Genomic DNA, 17,905 nt, shown 5'->3' with positions numbered 1-17,905 from the left:
CTATCGACCGGGCATGCGGGCTGGGTGCTGCCGTGGGCGATGCCCTCTGGCATGGTCCGTGCATCTCCAGCAGAAAAGGCCGTGCCCGGCCCGCAAGGCTCGGATAGCATCGAACCCATGTCCTCTCTCGCCCTCACCCTGCTTTACCTGTTGGCCGCAGTGCTGGGCGTGGTCACTTGCCGAAGCCTCAAATTGCCGCCCATGCTGGGTTATCTGGCCGCAGGCGTGCTCATCGGCCCCCACGCGCTGGCGCTGGCGCAAAACTCCGAGGGTGTGCGGCACCTGGGCGAGTTTGGTGTGGTGTTTCTGATGTTTGCCATCGGGCTGGAGTTCAGCCTGCCCAAACTGCGGGCCATGCGCAAGCAGGTGTTCGGCCTGGGCTTGATGCAGGTGGTGCTGACCATGGCGGTGGTCTCCGGGCTGGCACTGGTGCTGTCGCATTGGGCGGGCGGGGTGTGGGACATGGGTTGGCAGACGGCGCTGGCGTTGTCGGGCGTCATGGCCATGAGCAGCACGGCCATTGTCGTGAAGCTCATGGCCGAGCGGGCCGAGCTGGAGAGTGAACATGGCCGGCGCGTGATGGGCATCCTGCTGTTTCAGGACCTGGCCGTGGTGCCACTGCTGGTGCTGATTCCCGCTTTGGGGTCGTCACCCGACCAGTTGCTGACCTCCCTGGGCTGGGCGCTCCTCAAGGCCACCGTGCTGGTGGGTCTGTTGCTCACGGGCGGGCAACGGTTCATGCGCTGGTGGCTCACGCTGGTGGCCCGCCGCAAAAGTGATGAGTTGTTCATGCTGAACCTGCTGCTGATCACGCTGGGCCTGGCCTGGCTGACCGAACTGGCGGGGTTGAGCCTGGCGCTGGGCGCCTTCATTGCGGGCGTGCTGGTGTCTGAGACCGAATACCGCCATCAGGTGGGCACGGACATCCGGCCCTTTCATGACGTGCTGCTGGGGCTGTTCTTCATCACCATCGGCATGATGCTGGACTGGCACATCCTGGTGGACCGCTGGGCGCTGGTGCTGATGCTGCTCACGGTGCCGCTGGTGCTCAAGCTGGGGCTCATCCTGGTGCTGGCGCGGGGCATGGGCGCCACCACCGGCGTGGCGCTGCGCACCGGGCTGTACCTGGCCCAGGCGGGCGAGTTCGGTTTTGTGCTGCTGTCGCTCACTCAGGCCAACGGGCTGGTGCAACCGGCGCTGATGAACCCCATCCTCGCGGCGATGGTGCTGTCGATGCTGGCCACGCCCTTCCTCATCATGTACAGCAACCGCATCGTGATGAAGCTGGTGGCCAGCGACTGGCTGCAACAGTCGCTGCAGATGACGTCCATCGCGCGCAAGTCCATCAACACCAGCAAACACGTGATCATCTGCGGCTATGGCCGCTGCGGGCAGAACCTGGCGCGCATGCTGGAGCACGAAGGCATCCCCTACATGGCGCTGGACCTGGACCCCGACCGCGTGCGCCAGGCCGCCGCCGCCGGGGATTCGGTGGTGTATGGCGACGCCACCCGCCTGCAGGCCTTGATGGCGGCCGGCCTGGTGCGCGCCAGCGCGGTGGCGATCACCTACATCGATGTGCCCGCGGCCCTCAAGGTGCTGGCCAACGCGCGCTCGCACGCGCCGCACGTGCCGGTGGTGGTGCGCACCCAGGACGACCTGTACCTGGACAAGCTGCAAGAGGCCGGTGCCACCGAGGTCGTGCCCGAGGCCATCGAGGGCTCGCTCATGCTGGCCAGCCATGCGCTGGCGCTGGTGGGCGTGCCCATGCGCCGCGTGCTGCGACTGGTGCAAGACCAGCGCGACGCGCGCTACAACCTGCTGCGCGGTTACTTCCACGGCGCAGACGACGACACCGTGAACGAACGCGACCAGGAGCGCCTGTCCACCCTCAACCTGCCACCAGGCTCCACGGCGCTGGGCCGCAGCCTGGGCCAGCTGGCCCTGCCCGCCATGGGCGTGCGCGTGGTGAACCTGCGGCGTGGCAACGGCCACGTGAGCGCAGCCGTGGACGAAGCCCTGCTGGCCGAAGGCGACACGCTGGTGCTCTCGGGACACCCTGCGGCACTGACATTGGCGGAAGACAAGCTGCTGCGGGGGTAGCACAGTCCATCCCCCCAGGCGCTGCGGGGCGACACTGGCTTGGCATCTCTTGCCCAGGGCGTGCCTTTGCACAGGTCAGCGCCCAATTTGAATGAAATTGACTGCTAGCGCTTGGACTTGAATCCGCCCTTTTGCAATATGCGCGAAAAGCTATATTTTTAATAGCAATTTACAGCAGCTCTGCAGGCCCGGGCCGCCCGAACAGGTAGCCCTGGAACTGGCGGCAACCGTTGCGCAGCAAGAACGCGCGCTGGCCTTCCGTCTCCACCCCCTCGGCCACCACGTCCAGGCCCAGACTGCGCGCCAGCGTGATGATGGTGCAGGCAATGGTGGCGTCGTTGGGGTCGGTGAGCACATCGCGCACAAAACTCTGGTCGATCTTGAGCTGGTCCAGCGGCAGGCGCTTGAGGTACGAGAGCGAGGAATAGCCGGTGCCAAAATCATCGAGCGAAAAGCCTACCCCCAGCGTGCGCAGGGCCTGCATCTTGAGGATGCTGTCCTCCACATCGTGAAGCAGCAGGCTTTCCGTGAGTTCCAGCTTGAGCCGCCGCGCGTCGGCCCCCGACTCGCGCAGCACGGTGAGTACGTCTTGCACAAAATCGGGCTGCCGGAACTCTTGCGCACTCACGTTCACGGCCAGGCTCCAGCTGGCGGCTGACGGGTGGACGGCCCACTGCGCCAACTGGCTGCAGGCCATGGCCAGCACCTGCCGGCCCAGGGGCAGGATGAGCCCCGTCTGCTCGGCCAGCGGGATAAAGTCTGCAGGCGACACCATGCCGCGCTGTGGATGGTTCCAGCGCACCAGGGCTTCAGCACCCAGCAACTGGCCAGCCTCATCCACCACGGGCTGGTAGTGCAGCAAGAACTCGTTGCGCAGGATGCCCTGCCGGATATCGCCTTCCAGGGCAGAGCGCGCGGATGCCGCCGCCTGCATGGCGGGGTCAAAAAAGCACAGCGTGTTGCGCCCCTGTGCCTTGGCCTGGTACATGGCCAGGTCGGCACGCTTGAGCAACTCCTGCACTGGCTGATGCGCGTCCTGGAACAGGGCGATGCCGATGCTGGGCGTGCTGTGCATCTCGCAGCCTTCCACCTGGTAGGGCTGGTTCAGCGCCACCAACACCTTCTGCGCCACCGCCTCGGCTTCGACGGCGGCCTCGGCTTCCTCGGCGTGCAGGCCCTGAACCACCACCACGAACTCGTCACCTCCCAGGCGCGCCACGGTGTCGGTAGCGCGCACACTGGCACTCACCCGGCCGCCCACCTGCACCAGGAGCCGGTCTCCCCACTCGTGGCCCATGGTGTCGTTGATGCCCTTGAAGTTGTCAAGATCCAAGAACAACAAAGCCCCCCGGCTGCCTTCACGGGTGCTGACGCTCACCGCACGCTCCAGCCGGTCCATCAACAGCCGCCGGTTGGGCAGGCCGGTGAGTTCGTCGTAGAACGCCAGGCGCTGGATCTCGGCCTCGGCCAGTTTGCGCTCGGTGATGTCACGCGCCACACCCCGGTAGCCAGTGAAATCGCCTTCCGCATCAAAGATCGGTTCGCCGCTGATCGACACCCAGACAGGTTTGCCCTCCCGGGTCAGCCGCTGCATCTCGAAGTCGTGGAATACCTGGTGTGCCTCCAGTTGCGCGCGGTGGTCGCGCCACTGGCCCTCTTTCACAAAGGTGTCGGGCAGCTCCCAACGGGCCAAGCCGTAGTGCATTTCGTCGGGCACGCCGGTCGCGTGGTGGGGATTGCCGTCCAGCCGCACAAAGCGGAACTGCGCATCCTGCTCCCAGTACCAGTCCGACGACAGCTGCGTGAGGCTGCGCCAGCGGGCCTCGCTCAGGCGCAGGGCCTCCAGAGTGCTCAGGTAATCGGTGACATCCGTGAAAGTGCGAACGCGCCCACCGGGCTCCAGGGTGCAGGTGCGCACTTCGATATAGCGACCCGTGTGTGTGCGCCGCACATAAGTGTCAGGCATGGAGAGAAGCCCGCCGTGGGCCGCGTATTCCGCAGCCACGTAGTTGCGCGCCATGGGCTCGATGAGCTGGAACCCCGGGCCAAAATCCCCCCGCTCGGTCTGGAAACGCACCACCTCTTCCACCTTGGGCTGTGTGGCCAACAGGGGCTCAGGCAGATCCAGCAGCTCCAGGTAACGCCGGTTGTAGACCCGGATGCGCCCTTCGGCATCGACATTGGTGATGCCCTGGGACACGCTGGCCAAGGTGACCTCCAGTGCCTGGGTCTTTTCGGCCAGCAGGGCGCTGGTGTGCGCCAGTTCGGTCTCCACGGCGCTGCGGGCCAGCGCGGCGCGCCGGGCCATCTCCAGTTGTCCCACGGTGTTGAGCAAGGGCTGCAGGAATTGCACGTCGGCCAGCGAGTACCCCTCGCTGCGGTTGGCAAGGCCCACCATGGCCACCAATTCGCCCGCCGCATGAATGGGCAACCCCAGGTAGGTGCGCAGTGTGGGGTGCCCCGGTGGTGTGCCAACCCCCCGGACATCATGGTGGGCGTCGTTGCTGATGACGGGCTCGCCCGACACCAGGGCTGCGCCCACCAGCGAGCGCAGGTTGTCGAACACCATGCCGGCCTCGGCGTGTTGTGCATAACGCTCGCGGGAGGCCGTGTCCCAGCTGATGTCGGTCATGGCATGAACGCGCAGATAAGGGTGCCCGTCGTCCGCGCGCTGTACCTGGCCCACCAGGCCAAAAGCGCTCTGCGTCAGGGACATCAGCTCTTCCAGCAGCGCCTCGAACGCGGCGCGGGGGCCGGAGCTGGCTATGAACATCGCCTGGGCGCGCGAGATGGCCTGCAGCAGCCGGTGCTGGCGTGTCAGCATGGCCTCCGCTGCGCGCCGGGCCCGCAGGCTGGAGCTGCGCTCCAGCACCGCCTCAATCTGCGCAGGCACCGTGAGCAGATAGTCCAGCGAGGGGTCTTGCACCGTGAAATCGTCAAAGCCGTGGCGCATGGCCTGGGCGGCATGGGTTTCTGCCCCCATGCGCACGACGATGATGGCAGGCACGCCGTCGAGCAGCGGCAGCAGGTCGAAGGCGGAACCCCCCATGGTGCTTTGCGCCGCCAGCACAATGTCAGGCCGATGGACCGCCAGATACGCACTTGCATCGGCCAGCGACACAGAGACGTCCACCCGCCAGCCCGACCACGGGTCTGCCAGCGCACCCACCACGGCTTGCGCGTGGTGAGGATCGCTTTCGATCAGCAGGACTGAGATGGGCATAGGCCAATCTTCGATGGATGAAGCTACCGCCAGAAAACCGGCCGCGCAGTGGGGTGTAACAACAGTGAAACATTATGGGGGCAGGTGACGGCACTTTGGGGCGCCTGGATGCGCGCAAGGCAGGCTGTTTACACTCCTGCACCGGCCGCGCCTGCGGCGCCCTGCCCGAGCCACCACAGGCTCTTTTTGTCTACCTTGCAACCCACCTCCCATGCAGCCACTCAGCGTCAACGACTATCTTCGCCAGCACATCCGTACCGTCCCCGACTGGCCTGCGCCGGGTGTGCAGTTCCGCGACATCACACCGCTGCTGCAAGACCCCAAGGTGTTTCGCGTGTTGATCGACGCCTTTGTGCACCGCTATATGGACAAGGCCCTTCGCCCCGATGTAGTGGCGGGTCTGGACGCGCGTGGCTTCATTCTGGGCGCCGTGGTGGCCTACGAACTGAACGTGGGGTTTGTGCCCATCCGCAAGAAAGGCAAACTGCCCTTCACCACGGTTGAGGAAACCTATGAACTCGAATATGGCAGCGCCACGGTGGAGCTGCACACAGATGCCGTGAAGGCGGGCGACCGGGTCTTGCTGATCGACGATCTGATTGCGACGGGCGGCACCATGATGGCAGGCAAGAAGTTGCTCGAAAAGCTGGGTGCCACCGTCACCGAGGGGGCCGCGATTGTGGATTTGCCAGAACTGGGCGGCTCGCAACGCCTGCGCGATTCGGGGCTCCCGCTGTTCACCTTGGTGGATTTCGCGGGACACTAGGGCCTGGCGCCCATCGCGGCGCCTGTGGCACCCTGTGCAAAAAAAAGCCCTCCACAGGGAGGGCTTGGCAGCCCACGCGGCCGGGGAAGATCAGTTCAACTCGCCGTACTGGGTACTGCTCAGATCGGGTGCGGGGCCATCGGCACCGGGCATTTCTGTGTCTTCAAAACCCGTGGGCTGGGACGGTGGCAACAGAGGCCCTGATCGCACCGGGACACCGGGCCTTGCGGCCGCTGCAGGGGTGGCCGTGGCGCCCCCCGCATTGGCCAACGCGCGCTTGAAAGCCGCTACCTCGTCCGCTTCAATCGGCTCGAAACGCGAGGCGGGGCGTTGGGCAGCCAAAGGAGCGGGCGCGACCAAGGGCGCCGGTGCCACAGCTGGGGCCACTGGGGGCCGTATGGGGGCAGCAGCCACAACAGGTGCCGCAGAGCGCAAAGGGGCTACGGGTGCGGGAGCCGCAACCGCTGGCGGGCGCTTGACCGCCACGGGCGCTGCTGCCACAGGCAGTCCAGCCCCCAGGGGCGCGACGCCCTTCTGGGGAATACCAACGGCCACATGGTCATTGATGCGCCAATAGACAGCGGTCACCAGGATGTCGTATCGGGCCTTGGCCGTCTGGGCGATCAACGCTTCGATTTCGCTCAGCCGGACGGTTTCGCCCCCAAATTCGCGCGCCAGATCCATCATCACCAGAAACTGGCGCCCCCGCTGGTCCAGCGACAGCACCTTGAATTTGTAACTGGCCGAGAGCACACCGGCACGCACCATCGCGTCGCGTACCACGGTGTACAGCAACTCGCGGCGTTCCATGCGCTCGTTCTTGCGATTGGCGGCATGTTCGGGCGGCAGTGGCTCCACCAACGGTTTGCCCAGACGGCCCGGATTGAGCGGCACGGTGGCATCGGCATTCAGCAAGCCGGATGGTTCGGCCGCTGGTCGTGGCTTGGGAGAGGCGGGTTTGCGGCTGAACCAGCTGAACAGGGACATGGCTTGCTTTCTTCGAACGGTGCCTGGACAAAATCCCAATCGAGTGTACAGCGCACCACAAGCCCAAAGCCCCCGAAAAAGCCCGGGGGGCCATCAACCCGCCGCACCTGTCAGGTGGCTGCAACGCGGCGACGGCGGTTGCCCAGGCGCTTGGCCAGCACCGCACCTGCAGCCATGGCCAGACCCAGGGCGATGGCAGGCTGGCGATTGGTCAGCTCGGTGAAGCGGATGGCCGTCAGGCTCCACAGCTTGGAAGGTGCGCTGGCTTGGACCGTGGCGCTGCGTACACGGTGTGAAAAGAATGCGCCTTCGCCCACCACAGACCCGGCGCCCACGATGGCCAGACGCAAGCGTTCCTTTTCATCCTGGTAATGCACGCTCAAACTGCCGCTTTCGACCAGATACAAGGTGCGGTCCGTGGCTCCCTGGGTGAAAAGCACCTGCCCGGCAGGCATCACCACGGGCAGCAGGTAAGACGACAACACCTCCCATTGCGCGGGAGTCAGCGGGTTGGTCATGCTGTCCTCCGCCGTGGTCTGCGCAATGGCGTCAATCAGACCTTTCAGGTCTACCTTGGAGGGGGTCACAGTCGTGGAAACATTCATGGTCCACCGAAAGTAACGTTGTTACAGATCAGGCACAAGCGCTGTTTACGTCCGTTTACAACATAAGACGACCAACGGTCGCTATTTGCCGATACAGAAGCTGGAGAAGATGACGCCCAGCAGGTCATCCGAGGTGAACTCTCCGGTGATGGCGTTCAGCGCGTTCTGCGCCAGGCGCAACTCCTCGGCCAGCAGATCCAGCGCCGGGTTTCGGGCCTGCAACTGGTCAAAGGACTCCTGCAGGTGGGCGGACACCGCCTGCAGCGCCTCCACATGGCGGGCGCGGGCGATGTACACGCCTTCGGGCGCCGACTGCCAGCCCGCCACCTCCAGCAGCAGGCGCCGCAGGCCATCCAGCCCCTGGCCAGTGCGTGCCGACAGGTGCACGGCGGGGCGTTCTGTACCCCCAGGGCCGGAGGGTGCTGCCGTACCGGTGGCGCAGTCCAGCTTGTTCCAGACATCGATCACGGGAATGTTTGAAGGCAGTTTTTGCGCCAATGCGCTTTCTATATCTGCGTCAGCAGCTACATATTCAGGAGCACTCTGGCGTGACAGGTCGTGCAGAAAGAGCACGGCATCGGCTCCCGCAATCTCGTCCCAGGCCCGGGCGATGCCGATGCGCTCGACCTCGTCGTCGCTGTCGCGCAGGCCTGCCGTATCGATGATGTGCAGGGGAACGCCTTCGATCTGAATGGTCTGTTGCACCTTGTCGCGCGTGGTGCCGGCAATGGGTGTGACGATGGCCAGCTCGGCCCCCGCCAGCGCGTTGAGCAGCGAGCTTTTGCCCGCATTGGGCTGGCCGGCAATGACGACCTTGATGCCCTCGCGCAGCAGTACGCCCTGGCGCGCGCGCTGCATCACCGAGGCCAGTGTTTGCTGCAATTTCAAGAGCTGTCCATGCGCGTCTGCCTTGCGCAGAAAGTCGATTTCCTCTTCAGGAAAATCGAGCGTGGCCTCCACCAGCATGCGCAGGTGGACAAGGGCATCGCGCAGTCCGTGAATCTCTGTGGAGAAAGCCCCCGTCAATGAGCGGCTGGCGCTGCGGGCTGCCGCCTCGGTGCTGGCGTCGATCAGGTCGGCAATCGCCTCGGCCTGGGCCAGGTCGATCTTGTCGTTCAGGAATGCGCGCTCGGTGAATTCCCCCGGCTGCGCCACCCGCAGGCCCGGCAGGCAGGGCTGGCCCGTGGCACCATCGGTGGCGGCGCCCGCCTCCAGGCAGCGTGCCAGCAGCAGCTGCAACACCACGGGGCCGCCATGGGCCTGCAGTTCCAGCACGTCCTCGCCGGTGTAGCTGTGCGGGCCCGGGAAATACAAGGCAAGACCCTGGTCGATGGCCTGGCCCTGCACATCACGAAAGGGCAGGTACGTGGCCTCGCGCGCTTTCAGCGCCCGCCCACAGAGGGCTTGCACCAGCGCCCCGATGGAGCGGCCAGAGACCCGAACGATGCCGACAGCCCCGCGCCCCGGAGCTGTGGCGATGGCAACGATGGGGTCGTGGTGGCGGGCAAGCATGGGCAGGCACTTTACAGGGTGGTCAGAAAAAAGGCCGCTTGCGCGGCCTTTTGGGGATTCAGTTCAGGAGTAGTGTCAGCGTTGCCGCTGGCGCATCACTTGAAACTGGGCAGGTTGAACTGCGGTGGCACGCCCATGCGGGTGTTGATCAGCCACTGCTGTGCAATCGACAAGATGTTGTTGGTCAGCCAGTACAGCACCAGGCCGGCCGGGAAGAAGAAGAACATCACGCTGAAGATCAGCGGCATGAACCACATCATCTTGGCCTGCATCGGGTCTGGCGGCGCGGGGTTCAGCGCGGTCTGCAGCAGCGAGCTGGCCGTCATCAACAAGGGCAGGATGAAGAACGGATCGGGTGCGGACAGGTCATGAATCCAGCCGATCCAGGGTGCGTTGCGCATTTCCACGCTGGACAGCAACACCCAGTACAAGGCAATGAACACCGGAATCTGGATCATGATGGGGAAACAGCCACCCATGGGGTTGACCTTCTCCTCGCGGTAGATGCGCATCATCTCCTGCTGCATCTGCTGCGGCTTATCCTTCAGCCGCTCACGCATCTCGGTGATCTTGGGGTTGATGGCTTTCATCTTGGCCATGCTGGCATAGGCCTTGGCATTGAGCCAATAGAACATGATCTTCAGCAGCAGCACCAGAGCGACGATGGACCAGCCCCAGTTGTTCAGCAGCTTGTGCAGCTGATCCAGCAGCCAGTACAGCGGCTTGGACAGGATGGTGAGCCAGCCGTAATCCTTGACCAACTCCAGGCCAGGGTACAGTTTTTCCATCATGGTCTCGACCTGTGGGCCCGCGAACAAGCGCGCGTCCAGGGTCTTGGTAGCGCCCGGCTCGATCGTGCCCAGCGAGGTCAGCATGCCGACCGAGTACAGGTTGGTGTCCACTTTGCGGACGAAAGGCTCGCGTGGCACGCCGTCGGCCAGCAACCAGGCCGTCGCAAAATAATGCTGCACCATGGCCGCATAACCATTGGGCGAATCCTTGGGGATATCGACCTTGCCGCTTTCGATGTCCTTGAATTCGATCTTCTGGTACTTCTTGGCCTCGGTGAAAACCGCAGGGCCCGTGAAGGTGGAGTAGAACGACGACTCGCCGGGCGGCTTGTTGCCATCACGCACCAGTTGCAGATACAGCTGGGGCGACACGGCTGCGCTGCCAGTATTGACGATCTCGTGCTTGACGGCGATGTCGTAGACGCCACGTTTGATGGTCCAGGTCTTGACCAGCTTCACCCCACCCTGGCTGGGAGATTCGAAGCGGATGCTCAACTCATCCTGTCCATCCTTGAGCTCACGTGGGCCGGGCACAGCCGTCATCACCGTCTTGTGGGTGGGAAAGGTGCCACCGATCAGACCCGTCTGCGCGACGTAGACGCGCTGTGCGCTCTCGTCCAGCAACAGAAAATTGCGGGTCTTGTCGGTCATGTCGGCGTGCTTGAGCAGCTCGGCCTGGGTGAGCGAGCCACCCTCGCTGTCAAAAACCAGGCGGTACAAGTCGGTTTTGACCTCAATGCGCTCGCGCGCGGCAGCCGCCACAGCTGCGGGCTGGCCGGGCACCGCCGAGGCGCCTTGGGCGACAGGGGCCGCTGGTGCGCTGGTGGAAGCAGGAACACTGGCCGCACCTGCGGCGCTGGAGGCCCCGCCCGTCACGGCTGGCGCAGTCGCGGCTGGCGTGGTGGGGAAAAACGTGGCCTTGTGGCCGTTATGCAATTGCCACTTGTCCCACAGCAAAACCATGGAAAAGCCAAAAATCACCCACAGGATGGTGCGGCGAATGTCGTTCATGAAGACTTCTTTGGTGAGGATGATTGGGTGGTGGAAGGATGGAGCCGTGAGAAAAGCCGCAGGCTGCGCGGCAGGTCTTGCAGGCCCGGAGGAACCGGATCGTGGCCCCCCTCACACCAAGGGTGGCAGCGTACCAGCCTGCGCACCGTGAGATAACTGCCCGCTGCCGCGCCGTGCTGTTCCAGCGCCTGCAGCGAATAAGCTGAACAAGTCGGCTCGAACCGACAGGCCGAACCCAGCCACGGGCTGAGAAACAGCCGATAGCTCTTGACCACACCGATCAACAGGCGCTGCATCATGGAGCAACGGCCTCTGACGCGGCCAGCGAAGTGGGGGGAACCATCGCACCGGCAGACCGCCGAGCGGCGTATCCGAACAGCTGCAGCAGCTCGGCGCGCACCGCCTGCTTGAGCTGGTCGGACGTGGCACTGACAAACTGCTTGCGATCGAAGGCCGTGCGCAACCGCACGACATGGGCCGCCTGCGGAAGCCGCGCCTCGAATGTGGCGCCCACGGTATATATCTGCCGCTTGATGGCATTGCGCGTCACCGCACGGCGCGCCCAGCGCTTGGGCACCATGGCACCCAGCCAGACACCCTGTACGGCAAACAGGGCCTGCGGCCCTTGCGTTGACGGCAAGGAACCGGGCCCTGTGGGTGCAACCGTCACCGGAACACCAGTGGCTTGGATGGCAACAGTGCTGCCGTCGGCGTCCAGCACCAGGCGGTGCAACGCAAAATGCGCTGTGCGGGAGACAGTGCCTCCCGCCATGGCAGCCTGGAACTGCGGCCGGGTTTTTAGCCTGTGCATGCAAGCGCCCCGTTTGGAACCTGACGGTACAAACCGGGGAGCAGGCCGTAGACCGTAACGGCCTTAGACGGCCAGACGCTTGCGGCCCTTGGCGCGGCGTGCGTTGATAACGGCACGGCCACCGCGGGTCTTCATGCGGACGAGGAAACCGTGGGTGCGCGCGCGGCGCGTCTTGGAGGGCTGATAAGTACGTTTCATGGTGCTATTCCTTGAGGTTCAGTTCCGGATGCTGCTCTTGAACCCCCTGCAGCCTGCGCCCGCCGCGCCATATAAAACAGCACTTCTGAGGCAGACCCACGGGGCAGAAATAACGGCGCGCCGGGTCAAATCACCCTGAACACATTCAGGGAAACCCAAAATTATCGCAGGCTTATTGCTTGCTGGCAATGCCTTTCAACCGGAAGGCCTATCTGAAACCCATTCCCGAAGGGTCCATCACGGCCGCCAAAGCGCACAAGGAGCATGCCCGACCACCAAGGGTCTGCGCTGTTCACAGCACAGCGTGCCCGCATTCCACCCCCCGGAATCTCCCGATGACAGTGACCCGCAAAATGTGGATAACTCCTTGACAAGCTACAATCTGTCGCCCAGCGCCGCTCCTCCTATCCACAACAAGAACCCCCCAGAAATGACCGAGGAACCCACCCACAGCCCCTCCCATTCACCCGGTGCAGATGCTGGTCAGGGCCTGTGGCAAGCCTGCGTAGAGCAACTGGCGCAAGACCTGCCAGAACAACAATTCAACACCTGGATCAAGCCCCTGATTGCCCAGGTGGCCGAAGACTTCTCCAAAGTCACTCTGCTGGTAGGCAACCGCTTCAAGCTCGACTGGATCCGCGCGCAGTACGCGGGTCGCATCGCCGCCCTGCTCGAAGGCCTGTATGGCCAGCCGGTCACACTGGAGTTAGCGCTTGCTCAGCGTGAATCGGTGGCCCGCACTTACGTTCGTCCCACGGCACCCGAACCATCCAATAACGCGGCCCCGTCTGAATCGCAGTCCAACAACAGCGATGAAGCATCCGCAGGCGCGTTTCGCAACCGGCTCAACGCCGCGCTCACATTCGAGACCCTGGTGGAGGGCACAGCCAATCGCATGGCGCGCTCGGCAGCCATGCACGTGGCGGGCATGCCCGGGCACCTGTACAACCCCCTGTTCATCTACGGCGGGGTCGGCCTGGGCAAAACCCACCTGGTCCACGCGGTGGGTAACCGCCTGTTGCAGGACAAGCCCGACGCCAAAGTTCTCTACATCCATGCCGAGCAGTTCGTGTCGGATGTGGTTAAAGCCTACCAGCGCCGCACGTTTGATGAATTCAAGGAGCGTTATCACTCCCTGGACCTGCTGCTGATCGACGATGTGCAGTTCTTTGCCAATAAAGATCGCACACAGGAAGAATTTTTTAACGCGTTTGAAGCCTTGCTGGCCAAAAAATCGCACATCGTGATGACGTCGGACACCTACCCCAAGGGCCTGGCCAATATCCATGAGCGGCTGGTATCGCGTTTTGACTCAGGCCTGACGGTCGCCATCGAGCCGCCCGAGCTCGAGATGCGCGTGGCCATTCTGATCAACAAGGCGCGCGTCGAAGGCACCGAGATGCCCGAGGAAGTCGCTTTCTTCGTGGCCAAGAACGTGCGCTCCAACGTGCGCGAGCTCGAAGGCGCGTTGCGAAAAATCCTGGCGTATTCGCGTTTCAACCAGAAGGAAATCTCCATCCAACTGGCCCGCGAGGCATTGCGCGACCTGCTGTCGATCCAGAACCGGCAGATTTCTGTGGAAAACATCCAGAAGACGGTGGCCGACTATTACAAGATCAAGGTCGCCGACATGTACAGCAAAAAGCGCCCGGCCAGCATTGCCCGCCCGCGCCAGATTGCGATGTACCTGGCCAAGGAACTGACTCAAAAGAGTCTTCCCGAGATCGGAGAATTGTTCGGCGGGCGCGACCACACCACCGTTTTGCACGCCGTGCGCAAGATCTCGGGCGAGCGCCAGCAGTTGACCGAGTTGAACCAGCAATTGCATGTGCTGGAGCAAACCCTGAAAGGCTGAAAACCGGTGGTAGATGCCCGGTTCAGAAACCGCTCCGTAAAAGGGCAAAATGACGGGTTGTGCAGCAGGGGGAGGCATGATCTGTGCCGCTGTCCACGCACCGTCCCAAAAACCACAAGAGGTTGATGACATGATTGTCCTGAAGGCAACACAAGACAAGGTTCTCGCGGTTCTGCAATCGGTGGCCGGCATCGTTGAGCGCCGCCACACATTGCCCATCCTGGCCAATGTGCTGATCCGCAAAACGGGAAATGCGCTCCAGCTGACGACCAGCGACCTCGAAATCCAGATCCGCACCACGGCGGAACTGGGGGGCGACACCGGCGATTTCACCACCACGGTGGGCGCGCGCAAGTTGATCGACATCCTGCGCACCATGCCGGGCGACCAGACGGTCAGCCTCGAATCGGCCCAGTCCAAGCTCATCCTCAAGGGCGGCAAGAGCCGTTTCACGCTGCAAAGCCTTCCCGCCGAAGACTTCCCGCTGGTGCAGGAATCCGCCGCGTTCGGCCCCGTGTTTGCCGTGCCACAAAAAACGCTGAAGGACTTGCTGGGCCAGGTGTCGTTTGCGATGGCCGTGCAGGACATCCGTTACTACCTCAACGGCATCCTGTTCGTGGCCGAGGGCAAGCAACTGAGCCTGGTGGCCACCGACGGCCACCGCCTGGCCTTTGCCAGCGCCACGCTGGATGTGGAAGTGCCCAAGCAGGAGGTCATCCTGCCGCGCAAGACCGTGATCGAGCTGCAGCGCCTGCTGTCTGACGCGGGTGGCGAGAACCAGCCGCACATCGAGATGCAGTTCGCCAACAACCAGGCCAAGTTCACCTTTGGCGGCATGGAGTTCGTGACCAAGCTGGTCGAGGGCAAGTTCCCTGATTACAACCGCGTGATCCCCAAGAACCACAAGAACAGCATCACCCTGGGCCGCGCGCCGCTGCTGGCCAGCCTGCAGCGCACCGCCATCATGACCAGCGACAAGTTCAAGGGCGTGCGCCTGAACCTGGAGCCCGGCACCCTGCGCGTGGCGTCGAACAACGCCGAGCAGGAAGAAGCCGTGGACGAACTCGACATCGACTACGGTGGCGACACCATCGAGATCGGCTTCAACGTGACCTACCTCATCGACGCCCTGGCCAACATGGGCCAGGACATGGTGAAGGTGGAGCTGTCGGACGGCAACAGCTCTGCGCTGCTGACCATCCCCGAAAACGAGAGCTTCAAGTACGTGGTCATGCCCATGCGCATTTGAGGCGGCCACCCGCCCCATTGCACTGACTGACCACAGTTACTACTGTATTGATAGCTGCTAGCGCTTACCAGATAAGCGCTAGAGCCAAATTTTACCATTGAATATTTTGGAAACCCCCGGTTTCCACGGATCCCAAGGCCCACCATGACCGTTGACAACATTCCTTCCGAGCCCGAAGACACCGGCGTCTCCGGCCATGTTGAGCCCACCCTCGCCAAGATCGACACCAACCAGGTAGGTGCCAGTGAAAGCTACGGCGAAGGCGCCATCACCATCCTGGAAGGCCTGGAGGCCGTGCGCAAGCGCCCCGGCATGTACATCGGCGACACGTCGGACGGCACCGGCCTGCACCACCTGGTGTTCGAGGTGGTCGACAACTCCATCGACGAAGCCCTGGCCGGCCACTGCGACGACATCGTGGTGACGATCCACAGCGACAATTCCATCAGCGTGACCGACAACGGCCGCGGCATCCCCACTGGCGTAAAGATGGACGACAAGCACGAGCCCAAGCGCAGTGCTGCCGAGATCGCTCTCACCGAACTGCACGCGGGTGGCAAGTTCAACCAGAACAGCTACAAGGTATCGGGCGGCCTGCACGGCGTGGGTGTGAGCTGCGTGAACGCGCTCAGCAAAATGCTGCGCCTGACCGTGCGCCGCGAAGGCAAAGTGCACCAGATCGAGTTTGCGCGCGGCTTTGTGCAAGACCGCCTGCTCGACACTGTGGACGGCGTTGAAGTCTCCCCCATGAAGGTCACCGGCACCACCGACAAGCGCGGTACCGAAGTGCACTTCCTGCCCGACACCGAGATCTTCAAAGAGAACAACGACTTTCACTACGAGATCCTGGCCAAGCGCCTGCGCGAACTCTCGTTCTTGAACAACGGCGTGCGCATTCGCCTGAAGGACGAGCGCAGCGGCAAGGAAGACGACTTCTCGGGCGCTGGCGGCGTGCGTGGCTTTGTGGAGTTCATCAACAAGGGCAAGACCGTCCTGCACCCCACCTCGTTCTACGCAGCCGGTGAACGCCCGGCCGAGACGTATGGCGGCATCCCCGGCACCCACATCGGCGTGGAAGTGGCCATGCAGTGGAACAGCGCCTACAGCGAGCAAGTCCTCTGTTTTACCAACAACATCCCCCAACGTGACGGCGGCACCCACCTGACCGGCCTGCGCGCCGCGATGACCCGCGTCATTAACAAGTACATCGAAGAACACGAGTTCGCGAAGAAGGCCAAGGTCGAGGTGACCGGCGACGACATGCGCGAAGGCCTGTGCTGTGTGCTGAGCGTGAAGGTGCCCGAACCCAAGTTCAGCAGCCAGACCAAAGACAAGCTGGTGTCGAGCGAAGTGCGCGCGCCGGTCGAAGACATCGTGGGCAAGCTGCTGACCGACTACCTGCAAGAACGCCCCGCCGACGCCAAGATCATCTGCGGCAAGATCGTGGAAGCCGCCCGCGCCCGCGAAGCCGCCCGCAAGGCCCGCGAAATGACCCGCCGTAAGGGCGTGCTCGACGGCATGGGCCTGCCCGGCAAGCTGGCCGACTGCCAGGAAAAAGACCCCGCCCTGTGCGAGATCTACATCGTCGAGGGCGACTCCGCCGGAGGCTCTGCCAAGCAGGGGCGCGACCGCAAGTTCCAGGCCATCCTGCCCCTGCGCGGCAAGATCCTGAACGTGGAAAAAGCCCGCTACGAAAAGCTGCTGACCAGCAACGAAATCCTCACGCTCATCACCGCCCTGGGCACCGGCATCGGCAAGGCGGGCGGCACCACCGGGGGCGATGACTTCGACGTGGCCAAGCTGCGTTACCACCGCATCATCATCATGACCGACGCCGACGTTGACGGCGCCCACATCCGCACCCTGCTGCTCACCTTCTTCTACCGCCAGATGCCCGAGCTGGTGGAGCGCGGCCACATCTACATCGCCCAGCCACCGCTGTACAAGGTCAAGGCCGGCAAGGAAGAGCTGTACCTGAAGGACGCCCCCGCGCTCGACGGCTTCCTGCTGCGCATTGCGCTGAACCACGCCAGCGTGACCACCGGCGGCGCCAATCCGCAAACCCTGACCGGCGAGACCCTGGCCGAACTGGCGCGCAAACACCAGATCGCTGAAAGTGTCATCGCCCGCCTGGGCAACTTCATGGACGCCGAAGCCCTGCGCGCGATTGCTGATGGCGTGAGCCTCAAACTCGACACCGTGGCTGATGCCGAGGCCAGCGCCGTGGCCCTGCAGGCCAAGCTGCGCGAGCTGAATGCCACCGGCGCCCCCGCCGAGGTGGCTGGCGAATTTGACGCGCGCACCGATAAGCCCCTGCTGCGCATCAGCCGCCGCCACCACGGCAACATCAAGAGCAGCGTCATCACGCAAGATTTTGTGCACGGCGCCGACTACGCCGCCCTGGCGGAAGCTGCCGAAACCTTCCGCGGCTTGCTAAGCGAAGGCGCCAAGGTGATGCGCGGCGAAGGTGAAAAGCAGAAGGAGGAAAAAGTCGGCGACTTCCGCCAGGCCATGAAGTGGCTCATTACGGAAGCCGAACGCACCACCAGCCGCCAGCGCTACAAGGGCCTGGGCGAAATGAACCCCGAGCAGCTGTGGGAAACCACCATGGACCCCAACGTGCGCCGCCTGCTGCGTGTGCAGATTGACGATGCCATCGAGGCGGATCGGGTGTTCACGATGTTGATGGGCGATGAGGTGGAGCCGCGCCGGGATTTCATTGAGACGAATGCGCTGCGCGCGGGGAATATCGACGTTTGATACCGTCAAACAGTCACCAGTAAGAACTTTGCCG

Annotated in this window: 13 protein-coding genes; 5 read left to right on the top strand and 8 right to left on the bottom strand. The window is 63.6% G+C overall.

Translation table 11 applies throughout. The annotated features are described in order from the left end of the window. Window positions 1–117: 117 nt before the first annotated feature. Window positions 118–2,103, top strand: a complete 1,986-nt coding sequence (locus CLU85_RS00745; protein WP_100412298.1) for a monovalent cation:proton antiporter family protein — start codon at window positions 118–120, stop codon at window positions 2,101–2,103. A 169-nt stretch (window positions 2,104–2,272) separates the two neighbouring features. Here the strand turns inward: CLU85_RS00745 and CLU85_RS00740 are convergent, their stop codons facing one another. After that, on the bottom strand, window positions 2,273–5,326 hold the full coding sequence (locus tag CLU85_RS00740; RefSeq protein WP_100408616.1) for an EAL domain-containing protein: 3,054 nt from the start codon (window positions 5,324–5,326) through the stop codon (window positions 2,273–2,275). Between the two features lie 211 nt (window positions 5,327–5,537). Here CLU85_RS00740 and CLU85_RS00735 point away from each other — a divergent pair, with 211 nt between their 5' ends. Beyond that, complete coding sequence (locus CLU85_RS00735) at window positions 5,538–6,092, top strand: adenine phosphoribosyltransferase (protein WP_100408615.1); 555 nt, start codon at window positions 5,538–5,540, stop codon at window positions 6,090–6,092. 90 nt (window positions 6,093–6,182) lie between these two features. Here CLU85_RS00735 and CLU85_RS00730 read toward each other — a convergent pair whose 3' ends face one another. The 7 genes from CLU85_RS00730 to rpmH form a co-directional block, all read right to left on the bottom strand. Beyond that, a complete protein-coding gene (locus CLU85_RS00730) occupies window positions 6,183–7,079 on the bottom strand; it encodes a hypothetical protein (RefSeq protein WP_100408614.1) in 897 nt (298 codons plus the stop codon). Between the two features lie 110 nt (window positions 7,080–7,189). Continuing rightward, on the bottom strand, window positions 7,190–7,684 hold the full coding sequence (locus CLU85_RS00725) for a Crp/Fnr family transcriptional regulator (RefSeq protein ID WP_100408613.1): 495 nt from the start codon (window positions 7,682–7,684) through the stop codon (window positions 7,190–7,192). 81 nt (window positions 7,685–7,765) lie between these two features. After that, window positions 7,766–9,196, bottom strand: a complete 1,431-nt coding sequence (gene mnmE, locus CLU85_RS00720; RefSeq protein WP_100408612.1) for a tRNA uridine-5-carboxymethylaminomethyl(34) synthesis GTPase MnmE — start codon at window positions 9,194–9,196, stop codon at window positions 7,766–7,768. 95 nt (window positions 9,197–9,291) lie between these two features. Further along, window positions 9,292–10,998: a membrane protein insertase YidC gene (gene yidC, locus CLU85_RS00715; protein WP_100408611.1), complete on the bottom strand. Its 1,707-nt coding sequence runs from the start codon at window positions 10,996–10,998 to the stop codon at window positions 9,292–9,294. Then, window positions 10,995–11,297 (bottom strand): membrane protein insertion efficiency factor YidD, encoded by a 303-nt coding sequence (gene yidD, locus CLU85_RS00710; RefSeq protein ID WP_100408610.1) that lies wholly within the window; start codon window positions 11,295–11,297, stop codon window positions 10,995–10,997. Before yidD ends, yidC begins: the two co-directional genes overlap by 4 nt. Beyond that, window positions 11,294–11,809: a ribonuclease P protein component gene (locus CLU85_RS00705; protein WP_100408609.1), complete on the bottom strand. Its 516-nt coding sequence runs from the start codon at window positions 11,807–11,809 to the stop codon at window positions 11,294–11,296. The genes yidD and CLU85_RS00705 overlap by 4 nt, the downstream gene beginning before the upstream one ends. A gap of 63 nt (window positions 11,810–11,872) precedes the next feature. Continuing rightward, window positions 11,873–12,007, bottom strand: coding sequence for a 50S ribosomal protein L34 (gene rpmH, locus CLU85_RS00700; RefSeq protein WP_005798102.1), 135 nt, complete (start codon window positions 12,005–12,007; stop codon window positions 11,873–11,875). A gap of 430 nt (window positions 12,008–12,437) precedes the next feature. Between rpmH and dnaA the strand changes: the two genes are divergently transcribed. The 3 genes from dnaA (at window position 12,438) to gyrB (ending at window position 17,871) form a co-directional block, all read left to right on the top strand. Further along, the gene (gene dnaA / locus CLU85_RS00695) at window positions 12,438–13,862 is read left to right on the top strand and encodes a chromosomal replication initiator protein DnaA (protein ID WP_100408608.1); all 1,425 of its coding nucleotides are present in this window, start codon (window positions 12,438–12,440) and stop codon (window positions 13,860–13,862) included. Window positions 13,863–13,992: 130 nt separating this feature from the next. Next, on the top strand, window positions 13,993–15,111 hold the full coding sequence (dnaN, locus tag CLU85_RS00690; RefSeq protein WP_100412297.1) for a DNA polymerase III subunit beta: 1,119 nt from the start codon (window positions 13,993–13,995) through the stop codon (window positions 15,109–15,111). Window positions 15,112–15,255: 144 nt separating this feature from the next. Beyond that, entirely contained in the window at window positions 15,256–17,871 is a 2,616-nt protein-coding gene (gene gyrB, locus CLU85_RS00685; RefSeq protein ID WP_100408607.1) for a DNA topoisomerase (ATP-hydrolyzing) subunit B, read from the top strand. The last annotated feature ends 34 nt before the right edge of the window (window positions 17,872–17,905 follow it).

It is taken from the genome of Acidovorax sp. 69, assembly GCF_002797445.1.
Taxonomy (GTDB): domain Bacteria; phylum Pseudomonadota; class Gammaproteobacteria; order Burkholderiales; family Burkholderiaceae_C; genus Acidovorax.
The sequence above is the reverse complement of the archived record's forward strand: the minus strand, read 5'-3'. Positions and strand labels throughout refer to the sequence as shown.

Bases quoted from the DNA above. Each gene is read 5' to 3' on its own strand.
- CLU85_RS00745 (WP_100412298.1), top strand. From the start codon at position 118: ATGTCCTCTCTCGCCCTCACCCTGCTTTACCTGTTGGCCGCAGTGCTG.
- CLU85_RS00740 (WP_100408616.1), bottom strand. From the start codon at position 5,326: ATGCCCATCTCAGTCCTGCTGATCGAAAGCGATCCTCACCACGCGCAA.
- CLU85_RS00735 (WP_100408615.1), top strand. From the start codon at position 5,538: ATGCAGCCACTCAGCGTCAACGACTATCTTCGCCAGCACATCCGTACC.
- CLU85_RS00730 (WP_100408614.1), bottom strand. From the start codon at position 7,079: ATGTCCCTGTTCAGCTGGTTCAGCCGCAAACCCGCCTCTCCCAAGCCA.
- CLU85_RS00725 (WP_100408613.1), bottom strand. From the start codon at position 7,684: ATGAATGTTTCCACGACTGTGACCCCCTCCAAGGTAGACCTGAAAGGT.
- mnmE (WP_100408612.1), bottom strand. From the start codon at position 9,196: ATGCTTGCCCGCCACCACGACCCCATCGTTGCCATCGCCACAGCTCCG.
- yidC (WP_100408611.1), bottom strand. From the start codon at position 10,998: ATGAACGACATTCGCCGCACCATCCTGTGGGTGATTTTTGGCTTTTCC.
- yidD (WP_100408610.1), bottom strand. From the start codon at position 11,297: ATGATGCAGCGCCTGTTGATCGGTGTGGTCAAGAGCTATCGGCTGTTT.
- CLU85_RS00705 (WP_100408609.1), bottom strand. From the start codon at position 11,809: ATGCACAGGCTAAAAACCCGGCCGCAGTTCCAGGCTGCCATGGCGGGA.
- rpmH (WP_005798102.1), bottom strand. From the start codon at position 12,007: ATGAAACGTACTTATCAGCCCTCCAAGACGCGCCGCGCGCGCACCCAC.
- dnaA (WP_100408608.1), top strand. From the start codon at position 12,438: ATGACCGAGGAACCCACCCACAGCCCCTCCCATTCACCCGGTGCAGAT.
- dnaN (WP_100412297.1), top strand. From the start codon at position 13,993: ATGATTGTCCTGAAGGCAACACAAGACAAGGTTCTCGCGGTTCTGCAA.
- gyrB (WP_100408607.1), top strand. From the start codon at position 15,256: ATGACCGTTGACAACATTCCTTCCGAGCCCGAAGACACCGGCGTCTCC.